General features: G+C 33.8%; 15 protein-coding genes. 8 read left to right on the top strand and 7 right to left on the bottom strand.

Annotation, left to right across the window (positions count from 1 at the left end; translation table 11 throughout):
- Window positions 1-34: 34 nt before the first annotated feature.
- From OD917_RS01015 to OD917_RS00995, 5 genes are all read right to left on the bottom strand, one after another.
- Window positions 35-1,216 (bottom strand): thiolase family protein, encoded by a 1,182-nt coding sequence (locus tag OD917_RS01015; RefSeq protein WP_111366372.1) that lies wholly within the window; start codon window positions 1,214-1,216, stop codon window positions 35-37.
- Window positions 1,217-1,320: 104 nt separating this feature from the next.
- Window positions 1,321-3,711: a 3-hydroxyacyl-CoA dehydrogenase/enoyl-CoA hydratase family protein gene (locus tag OD917_RS01010; RefSeq protein ID WP_263521687.1), complete on the bottom strand. Its 2,391-nt coding sequence runs from the start codon at window positions 3,709-3,711 to the stop codon at window positions 1,321-1,323.
- A gap of 35 nt (window positions 3,712-3,746) precedes the next feature.
- On the bottom strand, window positions 3,747-4,205 hold the full coding sequence (locus OD917_RS01005; protein WP_111288579.1) for a MarR family winged helix-turn-helix transcriptional regulator: 459 nt from the start codon (window positions 4,203-4,205) through the stop codon (window positions 3,747-3,749).
- Window positions 4,206-4,426: 221 nt separating this feature from the next.
- On the bottom strand, window positions 4,427-5,464 hold the full coding sequence (locus tag OD917_RS01000; RefSeq protein WP_263521686.1) for a helix-turn-helix transcriptional regulator: 1,038 nt from the start codon (window positions 5,462-5,464) through the stop codon (window positions 4,427-4,429).
- Between the two features lie 147 nt (window positions 5,465-5,611).
- Window positions 5,612-6,259, bottom strand: a complete 648-nt coding sequence (locus tag OD917_RS00995) for a hypothetical protein (RefSeq protein ID WP_263521685.1) — start codon at window positions 6,257-6,259, stop codon at window positions 5,612-5,614.
- A gap of 122 nt (window positions 6,260-6,381) precedes the next feature.
- On the opposite strand from OD917_RS00995, the gene OD917_RS00990 reads away from it, so the two are divergent.
- From OD917_RS00990 to OD917_RS00955, 8 genes are all read left to right on the top strand, one after another.
- Complete coding sequence (locus tag OD917_RS00990) at window positions 6,382-7,899, top strand: TROVE domain-containing protein (protein WP_263521684.1); 1,518 nt, start codon at window positions 6,382-6,384, stop codon at window positions 7,897-7,899.
- A 784-nt stretch (window positions 7,900-8,683) separates the two neighbouring features.
- Window positions 8,684-10,105, top strand: a complete 1,422-nt coding sequence (locus OD917_RS00985) for an RtcB family protein (RefSeq protein WP_263521683.1) — start codon at window positions 8,684-8,686, stop codon at window positions 10,103-10,105.
- 266 nt (window positions 10,106-10,371) lie between these two features.
- Window positions 10,372-11,169, top strand: a complete 798-nt coding sequence (locus tag OD917_RS00980) for a TatD family hydrolase (protein ID WP_263522044.1) — start codon at window positions 10,372-10,374, stop codon at window positions 11,167-11,169.
- Window positions 11,170-11,318: 149 nt separating this feature from the next.
- Window positions 11,319-11,939: a DUF434 domain-containing protein gene (locus OD917_RS00975; RefSeq protein ID WP_263521682.1), complete on the top strand. Its 621-nt coding sequence runs from the start codon at window positions 11,319-11,321 to the stop codon at window positions 11,937-11,939.
- A 19-nt stretch (window positions 11,940-11,958) separates the two neighbouring features.
- Window positions 11,959-14,304, top strand: coding sequence for a hypothetical protein (locus OD917_RS00970; RefSeq protein ID WP_263521681.1), 2,346 nt, complete (start codon window positions 11,959-11,961; stop codon window positions 14,302-14,304).
- Window positions 14,305-14,624: 320 nt separating this feature from the next.
- On the top strand, window positions 14,625-14,894 hold the full coding sequence (locus tag OD917_RS00965) for a hypothetical protein (RefSeq protein WP_263521680.1): 270 nt from the start codon (window positions 14,625-14,627) through the stop codon (window positions 14,892-14,894).
- A 1,162-nt stretch (window positions 14,895-16,056) separates the two neighbouring features.
- The gene (locus tag OD917_RS00960) at window positions 16,057-16,560 is read left to right on the top strand and encodes a hypothetical protein (protein ID WP_263521679.1); all 504 of its coding nucleotides are present in this window, start codon (window positions 16,057-16,059) and stop codon (window positions 16,558-16,560) included.
- Window positions 16,561-16,718: 158 nt separating this feature from the next.
- A complete protein-coding gene (locus OD917_RS00955) occupies window positions 16,719-17,264 on the top strand; it encodes a 3'-5' exonuclease (protein ID WP_263521678.1) in 546 nt (181 codons plus the stop codon).
- A 106-nt stretch (window positions 17,265-17,370) separates the two neighbouring features.
- Here OD917_RS00955 and OD917_RS00950 read toward each other — a convergent pair whose 3' ends face one another.
- Both OD917_RS00950 and OD917_RS00945 read right to left on the bottom strand, forming a co-directional pair.
- Window positions 17,371-18,285, bottom strand: coding sequence for a phytanoyl-CoA dioxygenase family protein (locus tag OD917_RS00950; protein ID WP_263521677.1), 915 nt, complete (start codon window positions 18,283-18,285; stop codon window positions 17,371-17,373).
- Window positions 18,286-18,429: 144 nt separating this feature from the next.
- Window positions 18,430-20,208 carry an AMP-dependent synthetase/ligase gene (locus OD917_RS00945; RefSeq protein WP_263521676.1) on the bottom strand — a complete coding sequence of 593 codons (1,779 nt, stop codon included), beginning with the start codon at window positions 20,206-20,208 and terminating at the stop codon, window positions 18,430-18,432.
- Between the last annotated feature and the right edge of the window lie 44 nt (window positions 20,209-20,252).

Raw genomic sequence — 20,252 nt, 5'->3', positions numbered from 1 at the left:
TCCTCGAAATGACAAACCGACCGAATACGTTCTTTTATAATACCTCGTAAATTCCAGCGCTTCCTTGCCCAGTCCCCACACACATAGAAACGATTCCGTACTTGTTGCCTCTGCGTTTCATTTCGTCAAATAACTGAACAGAAAGTTTAGCGCCAGTACATCCCAGTGGGTGACCTAAAGCGATCGCTCCACCATTTACGTTTACGATTTCTGGGTTAATGTTTAACTCACGAGTTACTGCTAAAGCTTGTGAAGCAAAAGCCTCGTTTAACTCAATTAATTCAATATCGTTTAATGTTAATCCTGCTTGTTTCAAAGCTTTCGGAATTGCTTTTACAGGACCAATACCCATAATTCTTGGTTCAACACCAGAAGAGGCAAAGTTTACCAAACGTGCGATCGGCTCAAGGTTTAATTCTTTTACCATTTCTTCGCTCATGATTAAAACGAAAGCAGCACCATCGCTCATTTGAGAAGAGTTACCCGCAGTTACACTTCCGCCAGCAGCAAAAACCGGTTTTAAACCCGCTAAAGCCTCTTTAGAAGTTCCTGCTCTTGGCCCTTCATCTTTATTTACAACGTACGATTTAGTTTCTTTTTTACCATTTTCGTTGATGAAAGTCTGTTCAACAGTAATCGGAACGATTTGTTTGTCAAATTTTCCTTCTGCCTGCGCTTTCAACGCTTTCATGTGAGAGTTGTAAGCAAACTCATCCTGATCTTCTCTAGAGATTTTGTATTGGTTAGCCACCGCTTCAGCAGTTAAACCCATTCCCCAGTAGTAATCTTCGTGACCTGCAGCAGCGACTTTATAATCCGGAGTTGGTTTGTAACCTCCCATCGGAATATAACTCATACTTTCTGCACCACCCGCAATGATACAATCTGCCATTCCTGATTGGATTTTAGCAGTCGCCATCCCGATAGTTTCTAATCCAGATGCACAATAACGGTTTACAGTTACTCCAGGAACATCTTCAACTTTTAATCCCATTAGAGAGATCAAACGTCCAACGTTCAAACCTTGTTCTGCTTCTGGCATGGCATTTCCTACCATAACGTCATCGATACGTTTTTTATCGAAATTAGGCAGTTCGTCCATCATAAACTGAATGGTTTCTGCAGCTAATTCATCAGGTCTTTTAAATCTAAAAACACCTTTTGGAGCTTTTCCAACTGCTGTTCTATATGCTTTTACTATATATGCTGTTTTCATTTGTTTTGTTTTTTTAAGATTTATTAGAAGAAAGAGGCAAGAGGCAAGAGAAAAGACAAAACTTTGTTTTGAAGTCTTGTTTCTTGCTTCTTTCATCTTATTCTCTAATTACGAAGCGGTTTTCCTTTAGTCAACATGTATTGGATTCTTTCTAAAGTCTTACGTTCTGTACATAAACTCAAGAAAGCTTCACGTTCGATATCTAATAAATATTGTTCAGATACTAAAGTTGCTTCAGATAAATCACCACCAGCCATTACATAAGCCAGTTTGTTAGCGATTTTCTTGTCGTGCTCAGAAATGTATTTTCCAGCTTCCATTTGATCGGTTCCAACTAAGAACATACCCAAAGCTTGTTTTCCTAGAACTTTAATATCATTTCTTCTGATAGGCTGTGTATAACCTGCTTCAGCCATTAACAACGCATGTTTTTTAGCTTCAGCGATCTGACGATCTTTGTTTACTACGATAATGTCTTTTCCATGTTGAAGAAGTCCAGTATCAAAAGCTTCATAACCAGAAGTCGAAACTTTAGCCATAGCGATTGTTAAGAAATACTCTTGAAGAACGTTTAATTCTACATCATTTTTGCGGAATAAATCAGATGCTCTTAAAGTCATTTCTTTAGAACCACCACCACCAGGGATAACTCCAACACCAAATTCAACTAATCCCATGTAAGTTTCTGCAGCAGCAACTACTTTATCAGCATGTAAGCTCATTTCGCATCCACCACCAAAAGTCATTCCGTGAGGCGCAACTACAACTGGAATAGAAGAGTAACGAACACGCATCATAGTGTCTTGGAACAATTTAATTGCCATGTTCAATTCGTCGTATTCTTGCTCAACAGCCATCATGAAAATCATTCCGATATTAGCTCCAACAGAGAAATTCGCTGCTTGGTTTCCAATAACTAAACCTTGATATTCTTTTTCAGATAAGTCGATTGCTTTATTGATAGCAGCAAGAACGTCGCCGCCAATTGTATTCATTTTAGATTGGAATTCTAAGTTTAAGATTCCATCTCCTAAATCTTGAATAATTGCACCACTATTGCTCCAAACTTTTTTGCTTTCGCGAATGTTGTTTAGAATAATGAATGAATCTTGTCCAGGAACTTTAACTTGTGATTTTGTTGGAATGTTATAGAAATAAGTTGCTCCTTCTTTTACAGAATAGAAACTTTTGCTTCCAGAAGCCAACATTTCGTTTACCCATGCAGCAGGCTCTAAACCTTCCGCTTTCATGATTTCAATTCCTTTTTCAACACCAATTGCATCCCAGATTTCGAATGGACCATTTTCCCATCCAAAACCAGCTTTCATAGCATCGTCAATTTTGTAGAATTCGTCTGTGATTTCAGGAACTCTGTTTGAAACGTAAGCAAACATTCCAGCGAAACTCTTACGGTAGAATTCTCCCGCTTTGTCTGTTCCTTTTACTAAAACTTTAAAACGATTAATAGGTTTGTCGATAGTTTTAGTTAATTCTAAAGTTGCAAAATTTGCTTTTTTTGCAGCTCTATATTCTAATGTATTTAAGTCTAAAGAAAGAATATCTTTATCTACTTTTTTGTAGAAACCTTGCCCAGTTTTGCTTCCTAACCAATTATTTTCCATCATTTTGTTGATGAAATCAGGAAGTTTGAACAATTCGTGCTGTTCGTCTGTTGGACAGTTTTCATAAATACCATTGGCAACGTGTACCAAAGTATCCAAACCAACAACGTCAACCGTACGGAAAGTAGCCGATTTTGGACGACCGATAACCGGACCAGTCAATTTATCAACTTCTTCAATCGTTAATCCCATTTCTTTTACTAAATGGAATAAACTTTGGATTCCGTAAATCCCAATTCTGTTTCCAATAAACGCCGGAGTATCTTTAGCAACAACCGAAGTTTTTCCTAGGAATTTAGATCCGTATTCGTTTAAGAAATCCAATACTTCTTTTGAAGTTTTTGGACCAGGAATAATTTCAAATAATTTTAAGTAACGCGCAGGGTTAAAAAAGTGAGTTCCGCAGAAATGTTGTTGGAAATCTTCGCTTCTTCCTTCACTCATAAAGTGAATTGGAATACCAGAAGTATTAGAAGTAACCAAAGTTCCCGGTGTACGGAATTTCTCGATTTGTTCAAAAACTAATTTCTTAATGTCTAAACGCTCCACAACAACCTCGATAATCCAGTCAACATTAGCAATTTTTGCCATATCATCTGTTGTATTTCCAGTTGTAATTCGGTTTGCGAATTTCTGACTGTAAATAGGAGATGGTTTTGATTTTAATGAATTCGCCAAATGTTCGTTTACCACACGGTTGCGAACGGCTTTACTTTCAAGTGTTAATCCTTTTTTAGCTTCAGCTTCGGTCAGTTCACGCGGTACAATGTCCAAAAGTAAAACTTCGACACCGATGTTAGCAAAATGACAAGCTATACCTGAACCCATAATTCCGGATCCAATTACAGCAACTTTTTTAATTGTGCGTTTCATACTTGTTATTATTTGTTTGTAGGAGGAAAAGAATGTTATTCTTTTTCTGTGTTTTCTGTTTGATTAAATATGTTTTTATCGTGAATCAGTTCATTGATGATTTCAGAAACTTCGATAAAATGATTCAGCTTTTCTTCTGAAACATGCTTTCTAACGGTTTCATTAAACTTTAGAACTGTATTTTTAGATAAATCTCTTTTTTCTTTGCCAAAGTCGGTTAGATAGATCAAAACGCCTCTTCCGTCGCTTGGGTTTTTTTTGCGAACAATCAAACCTTTTTCTTCCATAGATTTTAAGGTTCTTGTTAAGCTGGTGGCTTCCATTCCCATTCTTGGGCCAAGAGCCGTTGACGGAGTTCCTTCTTCCTTGTCCATACTTAAAAGAGCAAATCCTGTTGCCATTGTTGCATCATATTTAGCAGCCTCTTCATTATACATTCTTGAAACAGCCTGCCATGTTGCTCTCAAAATATAATCTATCGTTTTGTCTTTCATAGGTAACTATATCGATTTCAAATATAATTAAAAAATACTATGCGTGCATATAATTTTTTAATAATTTTTTGGTTAGTTATAAAATATCCCTGATTTAGAGGGTTTTGGTTGTTTATTTTAAGTGTAATATACTATTCTTTTTTTAGATTTTAACATTTTCAATGCTGTAAAAATCTCTTTTTAGTTTTTAAAACGCATTTAATTTCGTATTCTTTAAAAAATTATGCATTTAATTCAGTTTTGTTTTCATGATCATAACGCAAAAGAGCATCTTTTAGAGTTTTTTTCATACGATTTCTAAGTCCTTCTGGTCTTAAAATTTCAAGACAATTTCCAAAACCTAAGAGAAGACGTTCCATTTCGTAGTTTGGAATCACGAATAAATGCACAATAATGCTTCCGTCTTCATTTTCTTTAATAACACGCTGAGAAGTATGCAAAGGTTTTGTTAGTACATAAGGTGCGTTCGAAGCGTCGACCCACAATTCAATGCGTCTTGCATTCAATCCTGAATTTACTGTAACACCAATGACATCTTTATAATAGATATCGGCATCAAAATCTTCTTCTAAATATGGATGATTAAAATCGTAGTCGATTGAAATGATTCTGTCGAGTGCTAAATTGGTAATCGGTTGTGAAGCTTTTTTCTTTCCGACTAAAAACCAACGATTATTAAATTCCTTCAATATAAAAGGATGAAAATGGAATCTCGTCTCTTCAGCAGATTTAAAAGATTTATAAGTAATAATCAGAACCATCTTTTTGATAATTGCCTGATATATTTCGTCCAGATAATGCAGTCCTTTCAGTTTCTCATTTTTATCCAAATAAATAACTGGTTTAGTATGCGATTTCTCGGCATAGATTTTATCCTCCAATCGCTGTAAAATATCTGATACATCATTAAATAGTGAGAAATCTTTAAACTGTTTCAACATCGAAACCGTTTCTGTCAAAACATTCATATCGGTTTCTGTAAGCGGAATATCGGTTATCGAAAAATCTTCGTCTTCGTATTTATAATACTTTTTATCGTAAACCACGATTGGTGCATTATAACCCAATTTTTCACTTCGCATCAGCTGAATATCCATTTGGATCGTTCGTTTACTTATTGGATTTTGTCGTCCTTCATATTCAAATAAAGCCTCTGAACATTCTTCGATTAAATCTTCGAGTGTCCATTGCCGGTATTTATTCTGAAGGCATTTATCGATTGTCTTGTACCGAATTAAGGCGTTTTTGTTTTGTGACATTTTTGCGTTATTTAAACGTAGAGACGCAATTCATTGCGTCTAAACATTGTGGATATTCGTTTTGGATATTCATTGCGGATCATCATTGGCTTTGCGTTCTAACACATTGTGGATATATTCGTTGTGTAGACGCAATGAATTGCGTCTCTACGTTAATAATGAAATCTCTTTTTCAATATTAATTCTTGCTTTTTCTTCATATAAATTCCTAAATTCATTGGTTTGAAAAATGAAATTGTTTTCCAAAAAATGCTTCAACGCTTTTGCTCGTCCGGGTTTGTAGAGAAAATCAGGATAAATGCGATATTCTTTCCGAATTTGTTCGAAATAGATTTTATAATCGTCCCAATCTTTAGCAAGGATTTTCAAATCAAAATCGATTAGCCAATTAATATCTTCAATTGCATTTTGTTGATGCTGCTGAGTAGCACAAATTGCATCAAAGACCAATTGTTTATCCAGTTTAGCAAACCCGACAGGTTTCAAAAACCTGTCGGGTTTAATATCTGTAAAAATAGATACTGCATATTCAGCACTTTTAAGTTCGTTATCTTTTTTGGAAGCCGAATACACAAAATCATGATAAAAGATTGAAAATAATATTTCGTCAGGATTTTGAAGTTTGTCTTTATAAATTTCAAAGCTTTCAATCATTTCTTTTAAATGTATGAGATTATGATAATGCCTTGATTTTTTGGAATATGCCTTTTCTAAATCCAGCCAGTTCTGCTGAATATCATTTGCTGAAAAGCCAATATTCGAAAGCAAATCAGAATAAATTTCCTTTAAATTCATCTTGTTTTTTACTCAAATTTAAAATTCTTTTTTTACTGCGCAAAATAATTGCGTAGTAGTTTTGAAATCTTTGCTCAAGAAATAAAACAATAAACATTGTCAAATTTTAAAAACTAGAAATTATGAAATTCAATTTTTTAGCAAAAGAGAAAAACAATATAGTTAATCACGAAAATGCACCAGCTTTTTCTTTAACATCAGAATACGAATTGTACGCAGCAGTTGTAACAACAAGCTTAAGTGCTTCATTTTATGAAAAAGATACTACTCGTTTAGAGCGAATCAAAAACTTGATTAAAAAATGCAATCCAGTATTTGTGGCAAAGTTGGCGGTTTATGCACGTAACGAAATGCATATGCGTTCTGTACCATTGGTTTTGGTTGTTGAATTGGCCAAAATATATTCTGGAGATTCATTAATCAGTAAAATGATTACTCACGTAATTCAGCGTGCAGACGAAATAACAGAATTGTTGGCTTACTATCAAATGGCAAACGAACGAAACGACGTTAAGAAATTAAACCGTTTATCAAAACAAATCCAAAAAGGTTTGGCGGTTTCTTTCAACAAATTCGACGAGTATCAATTTGCCAAATACAATCGTGATGGTGCTGTAAAATTAAAAGATGCTTTGTTTTTGGTTCATCCAAAAGCAAAAGACGAAGCGCAACAAATAATTTTTAATAAAGTTGCGACTAATACTTTGCAAACGCCATATACTTGGGAAACTGAGTTATCGCAATTAGGTCAGGTGAAATTCTTTGATGAGAATGTAAAACAAAAAGCATTCACTCAAAAATGGGAAGAATTGATTGATAGCGGTAAAGTAGGTTACATGGCTTTGTTACGTAATTTACGAAATATCTTAGAGGCAAATGTTTCAGGTTTTCATATGCAAAAAGTGTGTGATTATTTGGCTAATGAAAAAGCTGTTGCCAATTCAAAACAATTGCCTTTCCGATTTTTAGCTGCGTACCGAGAAGTGAAAACTTTGAATTTCAAATACACTTCAATGGTTTTAGATGCTTTGGAAGATGCTGTTATGGCGAGTTCGCAAAACATAAAAGGTTTTGATGTAAATACATCGGTTGTAATTGCTTGTGACGTTTCAGGTTCAATGCAACAGCCAATTTCGCCAAAAAGTAAAGTATTGCTTTATGATATTGGTTTGATGTTGGGTATGTTAATGCAAAGCCGTTGTAAAAATGTGGTAAGCGGTATGTTTGGTGATCGTTGGAAAATAATCAATATGCCAAAACGAAGCATATTAGCCAATGTTAACGAATATTACAAACGTGAAGGTGAGGTAGGTTACGCTACAAACGGTCATTTAGTTTTAGAAGATTTAATAAGCCGAAAAGAAATTGTAGACAAAGTAATGTTGTTTACAGATGTTCAAATGTGGAATAATGCTTACACAAAAGACTCATTTGCAAATTCTTGGAACAGATACAAAACTATCGCTCCAAATGCAAAATTGTATTTGTTTGATTTGGCAGGTTACGGTCAGTCGCCAATAAACATCGAAAAAAACGATGTATATTTAATAGCCGGTTGGTCAGATAAAGTGTTTGATGTTTTGAATGCTTTAGAAAATAAAAACAGCGCTTTGAATTACATTAACCGAATAGAATTGTAAAAAAAGAATCTACTGCGCAAAATAACTGCGCAGTATGATTTGAATATTTGTAAAAGAAATAAGTTCATTGAAAATAAAAAAACAAGTGTCGTAGATAAGTGTTACTTCGCATTGATAACGCCCGGGACGTGGGTTCGATCCCCACCAATTCTGTTTAATTACAGAAATGTAGCTCAGTGGTTAGAGCAGGATATGTCACTTATCGTTTATTGCCTTGTTTTAAAATAAAATAGAATGTCGTAAATAAGAGTTACTTCGTCACCATTTAGGGGAGGAATAGCGAAGCTGTAAAATCAGCAAGGTTATCCAGTTCGACTCTGGCAAGACAAGCCCCGTTTCTCTTATTGCTTTTTACTTCTTTTTAAAAACTGAAAAATGTCGTGTATAAGAGCTACTTCGTTTAGGTTGAATATCAACTCTTATAAATTATTACTTTTTCAAAAAATAAGATGCCGTCTATAAAGCGCTACTTCGCGGCATGATAATATTAGGTTCGAATCCTAAAAGTCGCTTATAGAATATTGCTCTTAAAAAAAAGAGTGTCGTCAGGAAATGGTTACTTCGTTCCAAGAAAATTAAACCATTCCTAATTGTTACCTCTTTTATAATTAAAAAATGTATGTTAATCAATTTTAATAAAACTTTGCGTCTTAGCGACTTTGCGAGAAATATGTCTTCGCTGAGCAAAAAAAAAATAGAAAAAACCTACGCAAAATAACTGCGTAGCAGTGAAAAACCTTTGCACCTATGAACCTCTGGCACTTTGCCCCTTAAAAAGAAAAAAATGAAAACACAAATAAACGGTACAGATATATTAGAATTAGGATTTCCAGAAGGAAAAATAATTGGAATTGCCTTAAAAATAAACAGCAAAAGAAACGGATTCACAAGAGACGAAATGATAGCTAATTTCAAAAACGTCTTAGAAACTCCAGAGAATTATATAGACGATAAAATCTTCAGCAAATTGGCTGTTGCTTTAATCGAAAAATCGAATGAAAAACCAGAAGATTTTATTGCTTTAAATGAAACTCCGAATGCGTATTCAGCTTACGGATTAGATCATATCGAAGACGGAGCCAGAAAACAAATGGAAGTTGCCATGAAACTGCCTGTTACGGTTGCTGGAGCTTTAATGCCAGATGCGCACCAAGGTTACGGATTACCGATTGGCGGAGTTCTTGCCACAAAAAATGCCATTATTCCGTATGGTGTTGGAGTTGATATTGGGTGTAGAATGGCGTTGTCGGTTTATGATATTCCTGCAGCTTTTTATTTTGAAAACGAAGCCAAATTCAAAAGAGAATTAATCGCGAATTCTATTTTTGGAGCAGGTCACGGATTTCACGGTCAGTACAAATCTGATCATGCGGTTTTGGAGAACGAGACTTTTAATATGAATCCGTTTGTGAAGAATTTGAAAGATAAAGCCTGGTCGCAATTAGGATCTTCGGGTGGTGGGAATCACTTTGTGGAATTCGGAATCATGGAATTTGCCAAAGACGATGCGGTTTTGAATATCCCAAAAGGAAAATACGTCGCTTTGTTAACGCATTCTGGTTCACGCGGAATGGGAGCAACCATTGCCGGACATTATACTAAAATTGCCAAAGACGAATGCAGACTTCCAGAAGTAGCCAAAAACTTGGCGTATTTAGATATGAATTCGCAATTGGGTCAGGAATACTGGCTTGCGATGAATTTGGCTGGAGATTACGCTTCGGCTTGTCACGAGATTATCCATAACAAAATGGAACGCGCTTTGGGAGCAACGATTTTAGCCAAAGTTGAAAACCATCATAATTTTGCTTGGAAAGAAATCTGGAACGGCGAAGAAGTGATCGTGCATAGAAAAGGCGCAACTCCAGCCGGAAAAGGCGTTATGGGAATCATTCCGGGAAGTATGACCGCACCGGGTTTTTTGGTGAGAGGAAAAGGCGAGGAGAACGCTATTAATTCGGCTTCGCATGGAGCAGGAAGACAAATGAGCAGAACCCAAGCCATAAAAAACATCACACAAACCGAAATGAAATCGATCCTGAGAGATCATGGCGTTACGCTTATCGGTGCAGGTCTTGACGAAGCCCCAATGGCGTATAAAGATATCAATCAGGTCATGGAAGCGCAACAGGATTTAGTTGATGTAGTAGCGAAGTTTACACCGAAATTGGTGAGAATGGCAGATGATGGGAGTAATGAAGATTAATCTTCTTTAGGTTCAAAGGGACAAAGTAACAAAGGGGCAAAGGTTTTTCCGTACTGTATGTCATTTCGAGGAACGAGAAATCACACGCGGGATTCGACAAAGATTGGCGATATTCAATGCGGAATTACTAATGTGATTTCTACCTTCGGTCGAAATGACAAACTTTGTTCCTCTGTCCCTTTGAACCTTTGCAACTAAAAAAAACAAACAAAAAGACTCAAAGAGAAGAAACCTCTGTCCCTTTGAGCCTTTGTAACTTAAAAAATATGAATTATATAGACATAGGAATCAACCTAACCAACAAACAATTCCAAAACGACATAGACGATGTCGTACAAGATGCGCTCGACGCCGATGTATCGCAAATGATACTCACGGGCACCAGCGTACGAAATAGTGAAGAATCTGCAAAGATTGCGCGACAATATCCGGGCGTGTTGTACGCTACGGCGGGCATACATCCGCATGATGCGAAGAGTTTCGATGCGCAGAGTATTTCGAAACTCAGGAAATTATTAGAACTGAAACATGTAGTTTCCGTTGGCGAATGCGGACTCGATTTTGATCGTGACTTTTCGCCCCGAAACAAACAGGAAGAATGTTATAAAGCCCAATTAGAATTGGCAATTGAGGTACAGAAACCTTTGTTTTTGCACGAAAGAAGCGCTTTTACTTCGTTTATGAATATTACCAAAGACTATTTGCCGCAATTGCCAAAAGCCGTTGTGCATTGTTTTACAGGAACTTTACAAGAAGCCAAAACCTATCTCGATAACGGATTTTATCTGGGTTTTACGGGAGCGATTTCAGATGCCAAGCGTTTCAGTCATTTAAAAGAAGTCATTCAGTACGTACCGCTCGACCGAATGATGATTGAAACCGATGCGCCGTTTATGCTTCCTAAAAATGTCCCGAACAGCCTTTTGAAGAAATACCACGAACGCCGTTGCGAACCTGCTTTTCTGCCGTATGTTGCCGGAACCATTGCACAGTTTAAAGGAATTACTTTGGATAAAGTGGCGGAGGAAACGACTAGGAATTCTAAAAGCTTTTTTGGGATTTAGGTTTGTTCCTAACAGGTTTTGGAAACCTGTTAGGTATAATTTTGTTCAAAAACGTAATATGTTTTATAAATTAGCAATATGGCAGATTTAAAAAATAGAGGAAAAGAAGCAAGTGACGATATTTTATTCGGAACGGAGAAAATACAGATTTGTCTTATTTTCTGAGTAGAGGTTATGGCGAAAAAGCAACATTAGCTTTAGTTGGAAACCGATATCGTTTAAACTCCCGCCAGCAACAGGCAGTTCGGGGAATGAGCGCTTCTCAAAGTCAGATTGAAGACCGACAATCTAAAGAAATTCAAAGCTCCAATTTAAAAGGAAAAGAAATTGCTGTAGATGGTTTTAATGCTTTGATTTTATTAGAAAGTATTTTGTCAAACGCTTATGTTTTTAAAGGACAAGATGGATTCATTCGTGATTTGTCAAGTGTACACGGAACTTATAAGAGAGTGAAACAGACATCGCAGGCAATAGAAATAATTGCTGATTTCTACAAAAAAGAAAAGATTAAAACAATCTTTTGGTTTTTCGATAAACCTGTTTCAAATAGTGGTAGATTAAAAAAAATGATTGAAGAAATAGCTTTAGAAAATCAGTACGATTGGAAAGTAGAACTAGTTTATAATCCAGACAAAGTCATAGCAGAAAGTAATTGGATTGCTGTGACTTCTGATGCATGGATTTTGGATAATGTTTCAGCTAATTTCAATTTGATGAAATACACTCTGTCGCAAATGAATGCAAAAGAAACTCTAATTTCTTGTGAATAAACAATGAAGAAAAATTTAAATGGAAGAAAAAATTATATATAAATCAGGTAGAAATGAAAAAGTTATTTCAAAGGAAGAACTTCATACAGTGAAAAACTTTTTCAAGAATTTTTATATTGATGAAGAACTTATAAGAACCGAATATATCTCATCTAATAGTAATAGTAATTTTACGATTTACTATTTGAATAGCAATCAGTCAATAGAAGAAATATTGCTTGAAAATAATCAATTTTTAAATAGAAGTTTCCATTATAAATTATTTGATAAATCTGGTTTTACAGTCTATTTGTTTCAAAGTTATGATTTTAGAAATCTTGAACAACAATCGATTATAATAAAAGATAAAGAGGAAAACTTAGTTGTAAAAACTGGTAATAGCTTGAAAACTTATGAGGATTCCAGTTTTTTTAATTTTTCCAAAACAATAAAAAGTGATGCTAAATATTCAATTTTGAGTAGAAAGGTTGAAGAAGATTCGACTGTAAGCGTTAACTATTTTGAAAACGGAGATTTTAAGTCAGCATATTTTTCTAATGAAAATTTAGAAATGAATCTTCAGGAATTTTTATTTAAAAATGTTTTTTTAGAAAGATATAAGCTAAATATTGATAAAGATTTTTTTAAATCATTTTTTCCTGTAATTCCTAATTCAGATTTTAGCATTCCTGAAATTTTAATTGAATATTCAGATTATTACAAAAACAAAATAGAATTTAAAGAAATTTTTACAGAACGATTTTTTCATAAAACTTTGTATTTAGATAAAAAGAAACGTTTTATAGAAAAATTTGAGTATGGAAAAATTGTATCGAAAACTTACTTTCTAAGTATTGACGAAACCATTCAAGACTTTTTGGGAGAAATGCAAAATGGAATTGAGTATTGTTATTATCATAAACCTATAATAAAAAATAATTGTACATATTGGGGAGTTGTACAGTATGACGAAAATGGAATGGTAATTGAAAAAAGAAATGAGGTATACAATTATCAAGATCAATTGATCAGTGTTAATTACCTTCTAAGCAATAAATTTAGATCCCATTCTTTAATTAAGTATTGTTACAAAAACAATTATGAATCTCAGCTACTAAGTATTTACATGTATGATGATTCTGGTGCAATCTCTTATATAGACGATTGTGGTTTTGGTTCTGATTCTATGTGGGAGGATACTGTTTGGGAAATGCCAAACCTAAAATTTGAAACTTATATTAAAAGGATAGAAGATCCTTTTTTTAAATCTTTTTTTTCAGAGGTTCCAGAAAGCTCAAAAGAAGAAATAGAGATCATTTATAAAAATCATCTTGGTCAAGTTATTTCAGAAAATGAAATTAAAAAAGTATATGAATATCAGAAAGAAGTAAAAATAAACCAGCTCACAAAAGAAATCAAAACTTATAAAGATAATTCTTGTTCTTTTGTAGAATACTATTGTTCTGATCAGGAAAAACCAGAAGATTTCGAATTTTATTCTACAAGAAATTATATTGTTTATCATAATAAGAAGCATCAAAATGGATATTTTGTGTATGATATTTTTGAAAGTGCTGTTGAGACATTAGAAATCGGACATTACAAAGGAATTTTGGTTCAGGATTTTTTTGGTAGAGAAATTACACGAGTTGTTTTTAAGAATGATGAAATGGATTTAAAATATGCCCGAAAGATTTCTTACGATAATTTTAAAAGTGAATTAGGCTATGATTTCGATACTGTAATTGTAAATTTTGAAGATCCGAATAAAGTTTTAAATTATTATTGTAATGAAACAACCTATACAGTAGATGAGTTTGAAAAAGAACAGTTTAGCAGTCTGAATAAAACTAATAATTCTTTTTTTAAATCAATTTTTCCGTTTGTTCCTGAAATAGAAGCAAAAATTTATGAACCTTTTATTTTTAAATTAAAACTCAAAAAGCAAGAAAATTCTTTTGAGCCTGAAGAAATAAAATGCTTATATAATTCTAATAATAAACTCAAATATGTATTTGATGGATATAAAAAATGGAGCTTTTTAAAAGATAGATCTGAAGTTAATCTAAAATTGCCAGAATTATTATATTATGGTTATAATATTTCATTTTACAATATAAAACAGGCAGATGAAATTATATCATGCGATGTTGTATATAACCTGCAATTTGAAAAAGATAGATTTAAAGAGTTTAATGTAAGATTAAAAATAAGCACAACGTCTCTCGATTTTAGTTGCGAATCTGATGATCCAATTTTCTCTTTTAGAAAGATTTTTTTTGAACATTATGAGGAAGAGTTATTTTGTTTTTATTTGAATGAAGAGAGAATTTGGAATACAGAAATTAGTAAAGAAAAATTAGTCATGTTTTTAATTGAAGCTTAAAAAGAATACTTTTAAAGCTAAAACGACCCTAAAGAAATCAACTTCGTTGATGAGATTAATCTCTATCTTTGTTTTCGGTCTAAATTCGGGATTAAAAATCTAAAATCACAAAAGTAAGTCTTTTCTTTCTTTTTAAAATAAAAGCATATCTTTGTAAAGTCAAAATACTATACAAGGAGAAATCCGAAACTTAAAATTTTAAGTTAACATAACGAGCCCTCATTCACGTTGCTGGAGCTAGTGATAGCCCTAATTCCACTCCTTGTAGTGTTTTGACACAACCGAAGATGAGGGCTTCGTGCGTTTAAATATTTTCGAAAATGTCAAAAGAAAATCAAAAACCAACACATCGTGATGTAGTGCCATCCGTAATTAATTTCCTTTCAGACGAATTGTTTGAGGGAGATTACAAAGAACAGCCCCTGTATTTGCAGGAAATCTTCGAGCTCTTAATGCATACAGAGTTTGGCGACGATATCAATTTAAGGCAAAAAATCCTAAGCTGTTTAAGAACCAGCCGAAATCTGGCAGAAACGTTATCGCCATTTTCAGAGAAGCAGATAAAAAAAGCTTGTCTCAATAAAAGCTAATTTGTTATAAAAAATATATTTTCAGTATAATTTGTTAAATTATCACAAAATATACTACATTTGTATCTGTAATTAATAAACAGAAAAAATACATATGATACTTTCAGTAAGCAAAAATTTTGAACAATTAGCCGGAGATTTTCCAGTTGAGGTGTTTGGATGCAATATGTATTTTTATGAAATTGAAATGTAGATTTTAGAGTTTAACTCAACATAAAGTATAAAAGCGTCCTGATTTCGGGACGCTTTTTTTGTTTTAAAACCACTTCTCCCGAAGCCTCGGGATCGTTCAGTGTGACAAGAAAAGGACAAAAAATGATTGAAAACGAACCATAAACAAAAAAAAAATAAAAAAATAATTGACCAAAATGTTTAATGATTAATAAAAATAGAAAGATATAGTCTTGGAAAGTAATCTGATGAGTAACAGTCATTTGATACAAAATTGAGATCTGCACCAGTTTGCGGACAGGAATTTCTTTGTCTTTATTTTTGACTTAACTAATTGATAATCAGAAAATTATTCTTAAAAAATATTTGGAAATATGATTTTTTCCATCATATCTTTGCCAAACAAAATTGAAACAATTACAATAACAATCGCAATGACAATTGCAATTACAATATAAAAAATAAATAAAATGAGTTTTAAATTATACATATACAGCGCAGGATTAGCAGCCTCGACTTTGGGTCGTGAATGCTTTTACATGTCGGTGCATCAATATAAGCAATAGGATAGTTATATCTATTTGTTGTGAAGCACCTTTAATCGGGTGCTTTTTTTTGTCTTAGGGACAAAGGTTCAAAGGAGCAAAGGAACAGAGGTAAAAAAAACTTAGTGTCTTAGCATCTTAGCACCTCAGAAGCTTAATAAAAACAATAAAAATTTAAGGATGAATCAAAAAATAGGACTTAGGTCAGACTATAGTAGTCAAACAGATAAAGTGGAATTTAGTGAGCCGCCATTTGCCTCCAGTAAAAAAGAGGATTTGGAACTTACTAACCTATGGAATCGAAAGGTGAATTTTAAGGAAATTATATATCATTTAGAGATATTTCTCTGGTAAAGCAATGGTGCTTTTGAACTTATGTGATATTGGATTTCTTAGAAAAGCCTTCGATTTCCTGAGATTCCCAAGAATTACAAAATCAAAATACCATGCAAAACAATACATTACAACAATATAAAACCGCAATTAGAAAAAAATACGAGACCGAAAAAGGAGGGAAATACTTTGATTATTTGTACAAACCTTCTCGTGGAAAACTTCGTGATTTGTGCTGGTTGATTTTCGAAAATAACCCAACGAAAGAGGATTTGAATGTCTTCAGCAATCTTTTGGGCTTAGATTTCGATCATTCGAAAAAGAATAAGTTTAAGGAAAAGAAAGATAAGTTCAGACCTATCGAAACGTTCTTAAAAGGAGAAACAGATCCATCAAACATTGACGCTATCAATATGGCAGCTATTTTGGTTGATTTTGAGCCACGTCCTTTCAAAAAGTTTTATGAAATGTCTAAAACTGGAGAAATAAAACCAGCTAAAAAGCTTGAAAAAACTAAAACTGTTTTTGAAAAAAAGAGCGCTACAAAAAGAGAAAAGCCTGAAAAAAAGTCTAAGAAAAGAAGTTTCTTTCTAGATTTTAAAAGCATGTTTTTCTAGGGAGTTGCCACTAAGGCGCTAAGACACAAAGTTTTTTTAGCCACAGATTATAAAGATTAAAAGGATTAAAAATCTGCTCAAATCTGGCAAAATCTGCGTGAAACTAATCTTAGCGACTCTTGCGGTTAAATAAAACACTTATTAAAAAATTAAAAAAAATGAAAACTACAGATAAAATTATTATTATCGATTTAGAAGCCACATGTTGGCAAGGCGCTGTCCCGAGCGGACAGCAAAATGAAATTATTGAAATCGGATTAGCGGTCTTAGATACTGCAACAGGTGAAATTTCCAAGAATAAAGGAATCTTGATAAAGCCGCAACGCTCAAGCGTTAGTCCGTTTTGTACAGAATTAACGACCATTACTCAGGATTTACTTGATAAGAACGGAGTTAGTTTCGAGGAGGCCATTAATCAGCTTATTGACGAATATAATCCCGATTTGTACACTTGGGCAAGTTACGGTCAGTACGATTTGAATATGCTGAAAAAACAATGTAAATCGTTTGGTGTTTCCTATCCAATGGGAGAGGAGCATATCAATGTAAAAGCGCATTTTGCCGAAAAGTTTGGCTTGGTTAAACCAACAGGAATGAACGGCGCGCTTGCATTGCTAAATATTCCGTTAGAAGGAACACATCACCGCGGAATTGACGATGCCAAAAACATCGCTAAGATTTTGAATTGGTGCATTAAAAATTAGAATTTAATTGTTAATCGCAGTTATCAAAAGGATAGCTGATAACTGTAGAAAGCTGTAAATAGAATTATTTACAGCTTTTCGCGTTTCTGCCATTACCATAAATAAGCTAAATCCATTCTCCTGCTGCATTATAATCGTTTGGAAGATAAGTAAGATATTGAACCATTCGTGGGGTTTTTCCTTTGTTTGGCGTTGCACAGTGCGGCAGTGCGTTATGCCAGATTATAAAATCGCCAGCATTGCCAATAATTGGTTTTGGTTGCAGCGTTTGCAATGCTTTTTCTCTTGGATTTTCATGGGGTTCAAGTTCGTCCAACCACTGATTAATTTGATTATGAAAACCTGGAACGCAATGAAAAGCTCCATCATTTTCTTCGCAATCTGTCAAATAAAGCAATCCTTGAAGATCGAAAACAAGCGGTTTTTTTAAACTCATATCCCAATGAAGCGGACTTCCCAGAAAAGTGAAATTTTCTGTTTCAGGCGGACTAAAACTTACTTTGTCTATTGTTTTGTAAATATTCGTAGTTCCATAAAGCTGTTCATAAGCTTTTTTTACTCTTGGCGAAAAACGGTTGCGATTTAAAGTTTCATGATCCGAAAAATTAAGCATAAGCCCTTTTTGTTCTTCATGGCGTTTGTACCAACTTTCTTTTTCATTTGGATCCATTTTTAAATATTCCCAAATGGCTTTTTGTGTGGCTTCGCAATCTTCTTTTGAAATCGCATTTTTAACTACTACATAACCATTTTGATTCCAAAATTCAAGATCTTGAGCAGATAATATATTTTCAGTTAGATCTTCGATTTCGGGAGTAATATCTCGTTTTCTGCTATTAACCCATATTTTGAAAGTTTCAAAATTTGGTTTTTCAGAATATAAAAAACGTAAAGTATCTTCCATGCCAATGCCTAATTGGTACAACGATTTAACTTCACTGTCCCAGTTATAAAGGTCTGGATTTGTATTTTCAGGATTTACAGCACGTTTCCATAATTGTTCGAGAACTGTCCAAGACATAGTTTTCAGTTTTAGTTGAAATAAAACCTAAAAATACACGATTTATGGTTTCTTGTTTAAAGCAAAAACACCTGTTTTTAATAATAAAAAAAGGCTGACTTAAATGAGACAGCCTTTTCGTTTTGGTTATATTATCTTGATTTATTAATTGTTTCCGTAGATTTTAGCATAAAGATCTTTGTAAATCTCTTTAATAATTTTACGTTTCAATTTTAAAGTAGGAGTAAGTTGTCCGCCATCAATTGACCAAACATCTGGCGTAAGTTCAAAACGTTTCACTTGTTCCCAGTGGCCAAATTTTTTGTTGATTCCTTCTACTTCTTCATCAATTCGCTTAATAACATCTGGATTTGAAGCAATTTCAGCATCAGTGCTTCCTAAAGTAATTTTATGGATTTTAGCCCATTCTTTTACAAATTCGAAGTTTGGCTGAATAAAAGCTCCAGGCATTTTTTCTCCCTCACCAATAACCATAATCTGCTCAATAAAACGAGATTGTTTCATTGCATTTTCGATCATTTGCGGTGCAATATATTTACCTCCTGAAGTTTTGAACATTTCTTTTTTACGGTCTGTAATTTTTAAGAAACCTTCGCTATCAATTTCTCCGATATCTCCTGTATGGAAATAACCGTCTTGAATTGCTTCAGCAGTTTTTTCAGGATCTTTATAGTAACCTAACATTACGTTTGGACCTTTCAATAAGATTTCACCATCTTCAGCGATTTTAACTTCAAGATTGCGAATTGGTTTTCCAACAGTTCCAATTTTGAAACCTCTATTTCTTTGATCGTTAACCGCAATTACTGGAGAAGTTTCAGATAAACCGTAACCTTCCATAACCGGAATTTCTGCCGCAGCAAAAACTCTCGTTAAACGTGGTTGCAATGCTGCACTTCCAGAAACCATTAAATCTAAATTTCCGCCCAAACCTTCTTTCCATTTGCTGAAAATCAATTTGCGGGCAATTTTTAATTGGAATTCATACCAAGCACCATTTGCTCCATAAGGTTCATATTTTAAACCTAAATCAATTGCCCAGAAAAACAGTTTTTTCTTAATTCCAGTCAATTCTGCGCCTTTAGCATAAATTTTATCGTAAACTTTTTCTAAAAGTCTTGGTACAGCTGTAATTACAGTGGGACGAACTTCTTTTAAGTTATCACTGATTTTATCAATAGATTCTCCAAAATAAACCGAAACACCATAATATTGATAGATGTACAAAATCATTCTTTCGAAAATATGGCAAATAGGCAAGAAGCTTAATGCTGTACTTTTTCCTGGATCAAACGGAATTCTTGGCGCACTGTCTAAAACGTTCGACACAATGTTTTTATGCGAAAGCATAACACCCTTAGGTCTTCCAGTTGTTCCAGAAGTATAAATGATGGTTGCCAAATCATCTGTTTTGATGCTATCTTTTCTTGCTTCAACTTCGCTTTGATTACTTTCGTCTTCGCCCACTAAAAGAAGATCTGACCAGTGTTTACATTCTGGAATTTCATTAAATGAATAAACCTCTTTTAAAGTTGGTACGTTGGCTTTAATAGCATTTACTTTCTGTAAAACTTCTTCATCAGAAACAAAACAGTAAATACTGCCACTATGATTTAAAATATATTCGTAATCTTCTTCTGCAATGGTTGGATAAATTGGAACATTTTGAGCACCAGTCTGCAAAATACCAATATCCATTATATTCCACTCCGTTCTGTTATTCGAAGTAATTAATGCAATTTTATCATCTTTCTGAACGCCCATGCGCAATAATGCTCTTGAAATAGCATTTGCTTTTGCAATATATTCTTGGCTAGATGTTTTTTCCCAGACTCCGTTTTTTTTTGTTGCTAGAGCAACCGGAAGGTTATAAGTTTCTTGTTGATAATAGGGAAAATCAAAAAGGCGTGTGATTGAAACCATGTTTAATATATTGAATTTTATTGCAAATTAAATAAAATTTGGGT

This window comes from Flavobacterium sp. SH_e, from assembly GCF_025717045.1.
Taxonomy (GTDB): domain Bacteria; phylum Bacteroidota; class Bacteroidia; order Flavobacteriales; family Flavobacteriaceae; genus Flavobacterium.
Note: the sequence above shows the minus strand (reverse complement) of the source record. Positions and strands in the feature narration are given on the sequence as shown.

What these genes read in the sequence shown, in the direction of transcription:
- OD917_RS01015 (WP_111366372.1), bottom strand. Translation starts at nt 1,216, where the DNA reads ATGAAAACAGCATATATAGTAAAAGCATATAGAACAGCAGTTGGAAAA.
- OD917_RS01010 (WP_263521687.1), bottom strand. Translation starts at nt 3,711, where the DNA reads ATGAAACGCACAATTAAAAAAGTTGCTGTAATTGGATCCGGAATTATG.
- OD917_RS01005 (WP_111288579.1), bottom strand. Translation starts at nt 4,205, where the DNA reads ATGAAAGACAAAACGATAGATTATATTTTGAGAGCAACATGGCAGGCT.
- OD917_RS01000 (WP_263521686.1), bottom strand. Translation starts at nt 5,464, where the DNA reads ATGTCACAAAACAAAAACGCCTTAATTCGGTACAAGACAATCGATAAA.
- OD917_RS00995 (WP_263521685.1), bottom strand. Translation starts at nt 6,259, where the DNA reads ATGAATTTAAAGGAAATTTATTCTGATTTGCTTTCGAATATTGGCTTT.
- OD917_RS00990 (WP_263521684.1), top strand. Translation starts at nt 6,382, where the DNA reads ATGAAATTCAATTTTTTAGCAAAAGAGAAAAACAATATAGTTAATCAC.
- OD917_RS00985 (WP_263521683.1), top strand. Translation starts at nt 8,684, where the DNA reads ATGAAAACACAAATAAACGGTACAGATATATTAGAATTAGGATTTCCA.
- OD917_RS00980 (WP_263522044.1), top strand. Translation starts at nt 10,372, where the DNA reads ATGAATTATATAGACATAGGAATCAACCTAACCAACAAACAATTCCAA.
- OD917_RS00970 (WP_263521681.1), top strand. Translation starts at nt 11,959, where the DNA reads ATGGAAGAAAAAATTATATATAAATCAGGTAGAAATGAAAAAGTTATT.
- OD917_RS00965 (WP_263521680.1), top strand. Translation starts at nt 14,625, where the DNA reads ATGTCAAAAGAAAATCAAAAACCAACACATCGTGATGTAGTGCCATCC.
- OD917_RS00960 (WP_263521679.1), top strand. Translation starts at nt 16,057, where the DNA reads ATGCAAAACAATACATTACAACAATATAAAACCGCAATTAGAAAAAAA.
- OD917_RS00955 (WP_263521678.1), top strand. Translation starts at nt 16,719, where the DNA reads ATGAAAACTACAGATAAAATTATTATTATCGATTTAGAAGCCACATGT.
- OD917_RS00950 (WP_263521677.1), bottom strand. Translation starts at nt 18,285, where the DNA reads ATGTCTTGGACAGTTCTCGAACAATTATGGAAACGTGCTGTAAATCCT.
- OD917_RS00945 (WP_263521676.1), bottom strand. Translation starts at nt 20,208, where the DNA reads ATGGTTTCAATCACACGCCTTTTTGATTTTCCCTATTATCAACAAGAA.